The sequence below is a fragment of the Photobacterium sanguinicancri genome (genome assembly GCF_002265265.1).
Lineage (GTDB): Bacteria > Pseudomonadota > Gammaproteobacteria > Enterobacterales > Vibrionaceae > Photobacterium > Photobacterium sanguinicancri.
In genome coordinates this window covers 1-11,768 of record NZ_NOIF01000163.1, presented here as the reverse complement: position 1 = coordinate 11,768, position 11,768 = coordinate 1, and the positions used below count along the sequence as shown (strand labels likewise).

The window sequence follows — 11,768 nt, the reverse complement described above, 5'->3', positions numbered from 1 at the left end:
ACTAAAAGTTATGGGTATTATTATCTTAGTCAATTTATAGCCATTTTCAGCGTACACTTGTGAGTCGAATAAAGCACTGTTCACTAAATGCATAGTAGAGCTTATCCGTAATTTTAGCCATAAAAAGTATGACCAAATTGGTACTTTCTTATCTAAGTTTATGGCCTCTAGCGATTCGTAATAGTCACAGGGTTTCACTATTAAGACAGTCGAAGCCTTGGTATGAGGTGATTTACACCTAAACTTTCTACTGCACATTGAGCCATTGTAGGAGTGTGTGGTGCAAAGCTTAAGACGTACTTGCTTTGGTGTTATTTCATTATTGATGATGGTGGTATCTGGTAACGCCACCAGTGCATCGAAAGATGAAATAGTCTACGCGCTTGATGATTGGGTTAAGCAGGCTGTAGCAACATCTATTCCTGGTGCCTCGTTGGCAGTGGTTGTTAACGGTCAAATCCGACTACTACGCGGCTATGGTGTGGCAAAGGTTGGTAGTAAGCAACGTGTCACGTCTTCAACACGCTTTCCGTTGGCATCCATATCTAAAACCTTTGCATCGGCTGCGACATCGTTATTAGTTGATAAACAATTAATCGACTGGGACACCCATGTAGTGCCTTACTTGGAGCACATTGAATTTAGTGATCCCCAGCAAGGGAGCGCGGTCACGCTACGTCATTTATTATCCCATACCTCAGGACTTGTGCCTCAAGCCTATTCTGATTTGCTTGAAGACAATGTCAGTTACACCCGCATTGTTCAGATGATCAAACGGATCAACTTTGTGTGTGAGCCTGGGGATTGTTATGGTTATCAGAATATTATTTATAATTTATCTGCAGAAATGGTCGAGCATGCAGCAGGGCAAGATTATCCTACTTTTGTGAAAGAGCAGATATTCATTCCACTGGAAATGGAGCATGCAACCTTCGGTATTGAGGGCTTTACCAGTAATGAAGATAGGGTAGCTCCTCATGTGAAGACTAAATCAGGGTGCGCGGCGGTTAAACCGCAAGAGGCTTATTATCAAGTTCCTGCGGCGGCGGGGATCAATGCCAGTGCGCAAGATCTCGCCAAATGGATGTTGGCGCAGTTCGGTCATCAACCCGCGGTACTCAATCCTGACTTGCTTTCGATTATGCACAAGCCTCATATTCGGGCGAACCAGATGCGCTATAAAGCCAAACTCAGTAATGTCTATTATGGCTTAGGTTGGCGAACATTTGATTATCAAGGGCTGTCTGGTTTTATTCATCATGGTGGCTGGGTTAAAGGGATTAGAACAGAAATGCTCTTTAATACAGTGACCCAGACGGGCGTGGTTTTTCTCATTAATTGCGAGCGAAATAATGTAGCGAGGGGCATGGTGTTAGAGTTTCTAAAATTGTATAAAAAGTATATGGTGGATAAGGTACAATCTAGCGTGCCTGAATCATAATTTAGGCTGAACGTATTAATATATGAGGTATACCTATGGTATCTAAAAAGCGCAAAGCGAAGCAGCAAGCGCATAACAATCAAGATGTTGATGTGGTGCAATTACCTACACCCGTGAGTGAAACAGCAACAGATTTAGGGCGCGGAACCATTCGAGACAATGCCCTGAAAGCAGCAGTGACAAGTAAGCTATTTACTACACGTGTTGTGCAAGCGAAAAAAGGCAAGGGCAGTTTTAGCAGAAAAGATAAGTTTAAAGGCCGAGAGCCTTATTCAATGGTATTCGCTGTCGCAGCATAATGTCATTGAATAAGGCTCTTTTTCTTTCTTGCTCTTTTACTAATTATCATGTCAATTTCCCAACAACTTCTGTTATCTGTCGCTCAATTTACACAGGCATCAAGTGTGTCACACACCCAAGTTATTCAAACGTTATGGGGTGGTTATGGAACGTTATTCCGTGCTTTTTTAAACGATGCAGGCGTACCTTCTGTTGTGGTTAAGTACATTGAGTTACCACAACCTAAAAGTCATCCTAAAGGGTGGAACACGGTTACCTCACACCAACGTAAGTTAGATTCATACCACGTTGAAGTTAATTGGTACCAATCTTTTGCCAACCAAAGCCATTTACAGTGTCATGTTCCACATTGTGTGTATGTTGAACGGTTAGACAATGCGATTTTGTTGATTTTAGATGACCTAGCCCCCGCAGGTTATGGCGACGTTGTGACATCACCGCGACAATGCCATGTCGAAGCTTGTTTGTCGTGGCTCGCTTATTTCCATGCGCAACATCTTCATTCTGCCCCCGCAAACCTAACGATGTACTCGGGGCTTTGGCCCGCGGGCACATACTGGCATTTAGCAACACGACCAGATGAACTTCATGCGCTGCAAGACACACGATTGAAACAGGCTGCAAGCTTGATTGATAACACCTTACATGAAGCTCAGTATCAAACGCTTGTCCATGGTGACGCCAAGCTGGCCAATTTTTGTTTTACACCTACAGGGGCCAAAGCTGCTGCTGTGGATTTTCAGTATGTAGGCCACGGCTGTGGTATGAAAGATGTTATTTTGTTGCTCAGTAGTGTGCTTGATTTTTCTAAGGCAGAGCAGCAAGTTCCTATTTATTTAGATTATTATTTTGCTCAATTATCAAAAGCGATAAAAGAACTTTGTCCTCATATTGAATCACAAAGTGTAGAGCAAGAGTGGCGTTGGTTATTTCCTGTTGCTTGGGCTGACTTCCAGCGCTTTGTTAAGGGTTGGTGCCCTGAACATTGGAAAATTAATGACTATACCGAAGCATTAACGGTACAGGCTTTAGAGCAATTAGGAAGATAACGTGCAGTTAAATAGTACGGATTTAGAACAACTATTACAGCAGGCTACGAAGGCCGCATTAACCGCTGGTGAATACATCGTACAGTTTGATCGTAAGCAGCTGGATGTTGATAGTAAATGTGCAGGATCCAGTTTTAGTGCTCAAGTGGTGACGCAAGTTGATATCGATAGCCAAGCCTTGATTTTGTCGGTATTAGCGCCAAGTATTAAATATTACAACTTGGGCGTTTTGAGTGAAGAGAATGCAGATGAAGCACAAGCTTCGGATCATGAAAGGCTAACGAGTGAATATTTTTGGTGTATTGACCCGCTTGATGGCACATTGCCCTTCATCGAAAATATGCCAGGCTATGCCGTCTCTATTGCATTGGTGTCTAAATCAGGAAAACCGTCAATTGGCGTTGTGTTTAATCCCTCTACAGGGGATCTTTACCAAGCGATTAACGATGCCAGTAACAGCCAAGTTATTAAAAATGGTCAACCTTGGTTACTTCAACCATATGACACCTTTCTTGAACGAGAAGGTAAAGCACCCGCAATATCCTCTGATGTTTTCACATTATTTATCGACCGCAGTTTTAGCCAAGATCCTCGTTATAATCCCTTACTGGAAGCTGTAGCGGAGCAGCTAAAATTGATGGGTATACGTAGCCTTGAAGTTATTAACACATCAGGGGCTGTGATGAATGCTATCGGTGTACTTGAAAACGCACCTGCCGCTTATATTAAGTTGCCTAAGCCTCAAAAGGGTGGGGGGAGCCTTTGGGATTTCAGCGCGACAGCAGCTATTTTTGAAGCATTAATACAGAGTGGATCGGCTGTTGCTGTATCGAATATTCATGGTGCACCGCTTGATTTAAATCGTAAGGATTCAAATTACATGAATCATGAAGGTGTATTTTATAGCGTGAACTTACCCCTTAATTCTTTTATATATAGGTAATAAGTTAACCTATCTAACTCTTTGTGATGTATGGCTTTATCTTGCACTATAGTTGTAATTAATTGTTATGAATATTGATATTGAGACATATTAATTTCGCCTCTTTCACGGAGCGTACTCTCATATTCAGCAATTGCTTATAGTAGTGGGGGAAAAGTGATGGACGAAAAAACGTCAACGCCAAGTAAGATAATCAAGAATAAATTGCAGAGTAAAACTGATGCGACTCGACTAACACTGATTCGAGCAGGGATCAGTGTGTTTAGTCGTAAGGGGTATGATGGCGCAAGTAATCGTTTACTAGCTAAAAAAGCTGGGGTGAACCTTGCTTTAATTAGCTACCATTTTGGTGGCAAACGTGGGCTTTATTTTGCGGTTATACGCCATGTCAGCCATAAACTTGGGGTGAGATTCGCGCCAGCGCTCAAGAAAATAGAAAGTGAGTTTTCTCAGCTTGAGCAGATAGAGACGGTTGAGAAGCAGCGCGATGCTTGTCTTAATATGATTAAAGTTCTGCTAAGTGCGAATCTTGATTTACTGCTTAATCGGCAAACTGCATCGTGGGCGATGCTTGTTTATCGTGAACAGCAACTACCCAGTAAAGCTTTTTCACTTCTTTATAATGAATCCCTCGCATCAATACTCAGTGCACTTGAAAAACCAATAGCTTTTGTTATTCAGCGAAAGGTATCAGATCCTGAAGTAAAGCTACTTGCCTTGAGTTTACTCGCACAGGTACAGCTTGTGCGTTCAGCAAGGCATATGTTGTTGCAGCACATGGGATGGGAGACACTGTCTGAACCTGAAGTGATGCAATTAAAAAACTATCTTTCCACTCAGGTAGATACACTGCTTTCTTTGCGCCATCATTTACCTCGATAAGCCCACTTTCGAGTCATTCATTCTTTGATCTCACTATGTTTTACTAACTGTGATAATCTTTTCGATGTATACTTAACTACATATCGTTTTTGCTTATGGGTTTGTTAATGATGAAGAGAAATTTTACTTGGTTAGTTTGTGCTGCGAGTGTCGTTGCCAGTCAATATACGTATGCAGCAGAGCAGGTCACTATCTTTGCTGCGTCGTCATTGACGAATGCAGTTACAGAGCTTTCTGAGCGTTACCAAACCCAAACAGGCGTTGAGAGTCGTTTGTCGTTTGCATCTTCATCGGCATTAGCACGTCAAATCTCGCAGGGAGCACCTGCTGACATTTATATTTCAGCTAATGTTAAATGGATGGATTACCTTCAAACACAGCAAGTAATTGAAAATGATAGTCGCAAGCCACTGCTGAAAAATAGTTTAGTGGTAGTTGCACCTAAGTCATATCCAGATCCTCAGGTGCAGGTTTCGGCGGCATGGGATTTGGAAAAAGCGTTAGATGGCACTCGCATGGCAGTGGGAGATCCTAACCATGTGCCGGCAGGGCGGTATGCTAAACAAGCCTTAGAGCATTACGGTTTGTGGGCGGATGCTTTGCATTTACTTGCGCGCGCGAATAACGTGCGTTCGGCTTTGGTATTAGTGGAACGTGGTGAGTCGAATCTCGGTATTGTGTACAAAACAGATGCCAAGATTTCGAGCAAAGTGAAAATTGTGGCTGAATTGCCAGAAAGCAGCCATGCGCCAATCCGTTATCCTATGGCTATCGTGAAAGGTAAAGCGATACCAGAAGTACAAGGATACTATGCGTTTTTGCAGTCAGAGGAAGCCAAAGCAGTGTTTGAAAAATATGGTTTTGAGGTCGTAAGTGTTAACTGAATACGAAATTCAGGCGTTATTACTGAGTCTAAAAATATCGGGAGTGGCAGTGCTTTTTAGCCTGCCATTCGGCATTTTATGCGCGTGGTTACTTGCTCGTTGCCAATTTTTTGGTAAATCAGTATTGGATGGTTTAGTACATTTGCCTTTAGTGCTACCACCCGTTGTTATCGGTTATTTACTTTTGATTGCAATGGGACGACAAGGTTTTGTTGGCCAATGGCTTTATGCGTGGTTCGGTGTGTCGTTCAGTTTCAGTTGGCAAGGTGCTGCGTTGGCAGTGTCTGTTGTGGCATTTCCTCTTATGGTTCGCTCAATACGTTTATCGCTTGAAAGTGTAGATAACAAGTTAGAACAAGCCGCAAGAACATTAGGGGCTAGTCCTTTGCGCGTATTTATGACCATTACGCTTCCGTTAACCACCCCGGGTATTTTAACGGGTACCATACTTGCTTTTGCTCGAGCACTCGGAGAATTTGGTGCCACTATTACTTTTGTCTCGAATATTCCTGGCGAGACTCAAACGATCCCACTCGCGATGTATTCATTTATTGAAACCCCTGGCGCAGAGAGCCAAGCTGCACGGCTATGTGTAATTGCGATTGTTATTGCTTTGTCTTCATTGCTGGCATCTGAATGGTTATCACGAGCGGCACGTAAACGCTTGGAGGCACCATGCTAACAATCAATATGTCACAGCAGCTGGGTGATTTAGCACTGGATGTTGATGTTTCGTTACCTATGGAAGGGATCACGGCTATCTTTGGGCGGTCAGGGGCTGGTAAAACGTCATTTATAAATCTATTGAGTGGTTTGACGGTTCCTGATGCAGGGGAGATTACCCTTGGGGCCGATGTTTTATTCGATAGTGCGACAAAAACTGTCGTGCCACCAGAACGCAGAGGGATTGGTTATGTATTCCAAGATGCGCGTTTATTTCCTCATTACCGTGTAAAAGGCAACTTACTCTATGGCTGTCCTGAAAAGGATGAACAACATTTTAATGATGTTGTTCGTTTGCTGGGTATTGAAGCGTTATTAGAGCGTTTTCCCGCTTCATTATCGGGTGGTGAAAAGCAACGAGTGGCCATTGGCCGAGCTTTGTTAACCAAGCCTAAGATGTTACTGATGGACGAACCATTGGCGTCGTTAGATGTACCTCGAAAGCAAGAATTATTACCGTATTTAGAACGCCTCGCAAAAGAAATTAGCATTCCGATTGTTTATGTCACCCACAGTTTGGATGAAATCTTACGCTTAGCGGATCATATGGTGATGTTGCATCAAGGTAAAGTGGTCGCGTCAGGGCATGTAAATAGCGTATGGGGCTCACCAGAGATGCGTCCTTGGTTGCCTGCGAAAGAACAGAGTTCACTGCTGAGCGCACGCGTTAACTTTGATCATCCTGATTATGCGCTTACTCAAGTGATGTTGAGTCAGCATGACTTTTTATGGGTGAATAGGCTAGAAAAAACACGGGGTGAGTGGATACGCGTGCGTATTTTTTCAAACGATGTTTCACTCACTCGTGAGCAGCCGAAACAAACCAGTATCCGTAATATTTTACGGGCACGTATAGATAAAATTCAACGCGATGTGGTCAACGAGCGTGTCGAAGTCCGTCTGCGTATTGGCGAAACACAGCTTTGGGCCAATATTACCTTATGGGCGGCTGACGAGCTGAACTTAAAGGTAGGGGATTCTATCTACGCGCAGGTTAAAGGTGTCAGTGTGACACGTGATGATCTGGCTGCTTAGCAAGAGAAAATGTTAATACCTTGAAGAACCGCACTAATAATAGAGAGGGAGACTTTCCCTCTTATCTATATTTCAATATCGGATATTGATACTGTTTTATACTGTGTACAACATGATTAATATCTTGTTGGATCAGTGTATGTAGAAATGTATTTCTGTCTTCCAAATTAATCCCCCAGCTTCCTTCATGTTTATATTTATTTAGTAGCGATAATGCGATTTTTCGGATGCTTCTATCTTGATGATGGCTTGCATACTCTAGTGCCATCCAAGGGCCCGTCTTTAGTGCGAAAGCATACAAGATGTCGCTATTTTCATAAATAATCCAATTAATATTGGTGGTGTTAGCAAGGTTAGGTGACGCGATTTTTTGAATTGGATGAACATGATGATTAAAAAAACGTTTAGCAGCTTGAATACCTAGCAGCTCAGGTGTTGCTTGGCCGCAAAGCCACTGAGTTAATGTTGCGATGCCTTCGTAATAGCAATTCGTCAGCACAGTATCGAGCGTCCATTGTTGGGTATATTCATCGTTGGGATCAAATTGCCCCCAATCAGCAGGGATTTTTTCTGTCGTGCTAGTGGCAGATTTTACTCTATGAGGGGAATAGCTGACTTGTTGGCGAGTAATGACAAAATGAACTAATTGATTAAGCCAAATGGAATAAAGGCTTTGCTGAATCGGGTTTAATCGTTGCACTTGATAGCGCTGGCAAACTGCATTCAATAGTAAGTGTGATGAAAGGGCTAGGTTAACTTCATTGCTATGATCGGAATTACCTGTCAAGAAAGCCAAGCGTTGTGGAATGTCCTCGCTGAGGTCGTTATTTATAGCAATCTTAAAAATAGTTTTTTTATCAATGAGATCAGGAGCAATGTTTTGGGTGGTATTAAGTGCCGCACGAAAATCGAGTTCGACAATATTGGTTAGACAATAATCACCATCAGAGAAGCAATGTTGAGGTAATTGATGACGTAATGCTTTCAGCTCGTTCAGTAAGTTTTTTCGTGTCATCGGAGAATGGCATCGAATATCAATGGACGGTGATGCCGTAGAAGGCTGATGAAGCACCTTAGAGGATTGACGATTATTTTGAATTGAAGATGTGTCGTACATGATCACTCTCCTGCATATTATTGTCGCATAGTTGAAGCGTAGCTGACTTTTTGGATGTTTGTGTCTGGAAATATAGATTTCTGATTTGCAACAATGTATTAGCGGTTTTTGTTATTCGTATAATTGCGCATTTGTAATTAAATCTAGCCATTAATGTCTGAAAAATCACTGTTTCGTATTTATCTTGCTGATTTTAAAGCTATATCTGTGATTTTCTATGTATTTTGTTTGTCAGTGTTTTGTCAAGAAATGGCAGAATTGGTGGCATGATATTGCATCGTGATTTTGAACATTTATAGTGATTCGCACAAAAGATAGACAGCTTTTCATCATCAATTCATCAATATTTCATGTGATTATTAGATTAATTTACTAGCAAATGATTGATTGGTGGTCAAATTCATTATTATATTGGATGTACCCATGCGAATATTTTCATTGTTATTACTTACAGCGTTATTGGTTTCAGGTTGTGGCGGCTCATCTAGCGATGATGGTAGCGCTAACAATGGCAATAGCGGGTCTGGCCAAATTGGCGGAGGTGATAATGGTGGGAGTGGTTCCGATGGGAGTGGTGGCTCTGGTGGCGGCGGTTCAGAAACACCAGATCCAACACCAGAACCAATGCCAGATCCTGACGGCACCTTTGCCGATCAAATGCTAACGGCGGTAAACGCAGCGCGTGCTGTTGGGCGCAATTGTGGTTCAACATTTTACCCTGCGGTAGCGCCACTAACTTGGGATGCGAAGCTACAATCAGCAGCACAAGTGCATTCGACAAATATGGCGAACTATAATTTCTTCAACCATACAGGGTTAGACGGTAAAAGTGCGAGTGATCGTGTAACAGATCAAGGTTATGCATGGCGAAGTGTTGCTGAAAATATTGCTGCTGGCCAAAAAGACATTGATACCGTAATGACGACTTGGCTAAACAGCCCTGGCCACTGCAAAAACATCATGGGCAGCAACTACACGCAAATGGGATCAGCATACGACATGAACTCAGGTTCACAATATAATATTTACTGGACACAGGTGTTTGCTACACCACAGTAATTTTGGATGATTGCTACTTTTCCATCACTAAAATAATGCTGATTCTTAGAGAAAGCCTGTGGTATTAGCAGGCTTTCTTTTGTTGCATGCCAACCTGCCTTCAGACTGTATTTTACTAAACGATCGCGTTCTTCATCAACGTCAGGGTCGATTGCATGAAGAATCGTAATGATCCCTTTATAATGGGCAATCTTCAGGCTGTTATCGTAGCTGACCGCGCCCACCCAGAGTGGCTGCTGACTTCGTTTATCAACTCCCCCATACCACCAACGTACATGGCTGCGCTTCAGTAAATCGCCAGATAACTGGTATGCTGACCATTGTGGCTGTTGATTCCAATATAAGTCTGAAATAGGCGGTTGTTTCATTTGGATCAAATCAAAGTAACGGCCTAATGAAATATTGTCGCTGGAAAAGGTTTTATTCTTTTTCCAGCCAAGTTGCTGCATCAAACTGTCTGGGTTATTGCCGACGTAAATCAAATTAATGGGCTGAGCTTGGTAAACGGGAGCTAATCCTGGATAGACTTCAAAGTTAAGTTGCGCGTAGTGATCAATTTCAGTTACTTGAAGATCTGCATCAACGCTGGCGGTTGTTTGTGCATAACTGGCATTGATCAAAGCAAAGCCAATGCTATTGGCATTAATAAAAAAATGGACGTAATTCATTAGCAGTAAACTTATGATCCAAGTGCTGACTATATTGCGCCATTTACCTTGTTGGCGACGATAAAAGATCACGGTTGCGATTAAGCCCAAAACACAAGTGAGGATTAACAACCAATGCTCTTGTAAGAACAGCAATAGGTTGGTAACGCTGGGTAACATGCTAAGCCCATGCCCCATGAGTGCGCCCGCAAGTAGAAACTGACCAACGCCAAGTGCGATTCCTATCAGTGAGCAAAGGCTGAACTTCCACCATGGCATACGATAGCTGCCCGCCATAAATGGCATTACCCATGCGATAGGTCCAAGTAATCGTGCTGCGATAACAATAATGAAGCCGTAGCGTGTTAATGCTACTTTTGCTTTGGCAATGGCGCGACGCGTTTTAGGGAACCGACGACGCAGTTTTCGTTGGCCTTTCGCGCCCATTTTATGGCCGATAAGGAAGCTCAACTGATCGCCTAAAACAGCCCCAATTAATACTGCAATAGTACCTGCGATAAAACCTTGATTGAGTTGGTACCCAGCAGCCAGAAAAAAGGGTTCGCCGGGCACCACTAAGTTAGGGCCTATCAAGGCATCAAAAAAGCTGCCCCCAAATAACCACCACCAAGAAAAGTCCATATTTCACCTACTTTAATCTGCATTAAGATTGACGGTAATGATCAAATTGATAGCTCATTTCGTTATTACGCATTTCACCAAGAAAGAATCGACGCACATTGGCTTTTAGGTAGGTTAATCCCATGGTAAAAAAACCGTCTTGTTCTAAGCGACGAGGGTCGAACCAAAAACTCATGGGTAACATGCGGTAGCGCCATGTTTGGGCTGCTCGGCGAACGTAGTCACAGTCTTCGCATAAGGTGATACTTTCATCAAACCCCGCAATCTCTTGATGTGCTCGCTTGGTTGAAAAAATACATGCGCCAACTGCTGTGGGGAAAAAGAACGAAGTTGCCCAAAGCCCAGCATTAAACGCGCCATAGCCTAAGCGATAAGTTAACGAGAGTTCGTCTGCCCCCATATATACACCAGCCACTTCGAGTTTATTCTTTTCTAACTTATGCAGCGCATTAGTTAAAAAAGTTGGTGCTAAGCGAACATCGGCATCTAAAAACAATAAGCGTTCATGCTGTGCCAGTTTGGCGCCTGTATTTCGGCCTAAGCTAGTGCCACGGTTTTCCATTTTATGAACGGTTAACTGAGGGAGGGCTTTTTCATAACCGCGTGAAATGGTGCGTGTGTTGTCATCGCTGTTTGAATCGACCACGATAACTTCGAAACCTTGGTGGGTTTGTTTGCTTAGATCATCGAGTAGACGACCAATGCGTTTTTCTTCATTAAGTGTAATAACAACAATACTGATCGGGTTCATAACATACTCCTGACTTGACCGTGTTAGGAAGGACGGTATCGGACAAGTTAGGAGTAGTGTGAACCCTGTGGATTGAATATAGCGTGAGTGCTTAATTCATTTAGCGTTCATTTTTGATTTTATAAAAAATAGCAAGCCTAGTGATGATGTAAGTGCTTTACTCTTGAATACTATTAAGTAAAAAAAATGCCCTGTAGCAGCAGGGCAAATAAGGATTTCAAGAATGATATTTTAGCTTTTCAAACGCATTTATTTTACCACTCGTTACTTATATTTCAATGTGTCATATTTTGAT

General features: G+C 42.6%; 12 protein-coding genes. 9 read left to right on the top strand and 3 right to left on the bottom strand.

Annotated features, from left to right (window positions below):
* Positions 1-280: 280 nt before the first annotated feature.
* The 8 genes from ASV53_RS19095 to modC all read left to right on the top strand — a co-directional run bounded on the left by ASV53_RS19095 (position 281) and on the right by modC (position 7,257).
* Positions 281-1,441, top strand: a complete 1,161-nt coding sequence (locus ASV53_RS19095; protein ID WP_239928856.1) for a serine hydrolase domain-containing protein — start codon at positions 281-283, stop codon at positions 1,439-1,441.
* A gap of 35 nt (positions 1,442-1,476) precedes the next feature.
* A complete protein-coding gene (locus ASV53_RS19090) occupies positions 1,477-1,740 on the top strand; it encodes an alternative ribosome-rescue factor A (RefSeq protein ID WP_094958253.1) in 264 nt (87 codons plus the stop codon).
* Between the two features lie 48 nt (positions 1,741-1,788).
* Complete coding sequence (locus ASV53_RS19085; RefSeq protein ID WP_094958252.1) at positions 1,789-2,790, top strand: phosphotransferase; 1,002 nt, start codon at positions 1,789-1,791, stop codon at positions 2,788-2,790.
* 1 nt (position 2,791) lies between these two features.
* On the top strand, positions 2,792-3,733 hold the full coding sequence (locus ASV53_RS19080; RefSeq protein ID WP_094958251.1) for a 3'(2'),5'-bisphosphate nucleotidase CysQ family protein: 942 nt from the start codon (positions 2,792-2,794) through the stop codon (positions 3,731-3,733).
* A gap of 159 nt (positions 3,734-3,892) precedes the next feature.
* Positions 3,893-4,615 (top strand): CerR family C-terminal domain-containing protein, encoded by a 723-nt coding sequence (locus ASV53_RS19075; protein ID WP_094958250.1) that lies wholly within the window; start codon positions 3,893-3,895, stop codon positions 4,613-4,615.
* A gap of 110 nt (positions 4,616-4,725) precedes the next feature.
* Positions 4,726-5,499 carry a molybdate ABC transporter substrate-binding protein gene (gene modA / locus ASV53_RS19070; protein ID WP_094958254.1) on the top strand — a complete coding sequence of 258 codons (774 nt, stop codon included), beginning with the start codon at positions 4,726-4,728 and terminating at the stop codon, positions 5,497-5,499.
* Complete coding sequence (modB, locus tag ASV53_RS19065) at positions 5,489-6,181, top strand: molybdate ABC transporter permease subunit (protein WP_062692553.1); 693 nt, start codon at positions 5,489-5,491, stop codon at positions 6,179-6,181. The genes modA and modB overlap by 11 nt, the downstream gene beginning before the upstream one ends.
* Positions 6,175-7,257, top strand: coding sequence for a molybdenum ABC transporter ATP-binding protein ModC (gene modC, locus ASV53_RS19060; protein ID WP_094958249.1), 1,083 nt, complete (start codon positions 6,175-6,177; stop codon positions 7,255-7,257). The genes modB and modC overlap by 7 nt, the downstream gene beginning before the upstream one ends.
* 61 nt (positions 7,258-7,318) lie before the next feature.
* Here the strand turns inward: modC and ASV53_RS19055 are convergent, their stop codons facing one another.
* Complete coding sequence (locus ASV53_RS19055; protein WP_094958248.1) at positions 7,319-8,374, bottom strand: hypothetical protein; 1,056 nt, start codon at positions 8,372-8,374, stop codon at positions 7,319-7,321.
* A 423-nt stretch (positions 8,375-8,797) separates the two neighbouring features.
* On the opposite strand from ASV53_RS19055, the gene ASV53_RS19050 reads away from it, so the two are divergent.
* Positions 8,798-9,433, top strand: a complete 636-nt coding sequence (locus ASV53_RS19050; protein ID WP_094958247.1) for a CAP domain-containing protein — start codon at positions 8,798-8,800, stop codon at positions 9,431-9,433.
* On the opposite strand, the gene ASV53_RS19045 is transcribed toward ASV53_RS19050, so the two are convergent.
* Positions 9,400-10,722, bottom strand: a complete 1,323-nt coding sequence (locus ASV53_RS19045) for an LssY C-terminal domain-containing protein (RefSeq protein ID WP_094958246.1) — start codon at positions 10,720-10,722, stop codon at positions 9,400-9,402. The two genes, ASV53_RS19050 and ASV53_RS19045, sit on opposite strands and share 34 nt — an antisense overlap.
* 22 nt (positions 10,723-10,744) lie before the next feature.
* Complete coding sequence (locus ASV53_RS19040; RefSeq protein WP_094958245.1) at positions 10,745-11,473, bottom strand: glycosyltransferase family 2 protein; 729 nt, start codon at positions 11,471-11,473, stop codon at positions 10,745-10,747.
* Positions 11,474-11,768: the final 295 nt, after the last annotated feature.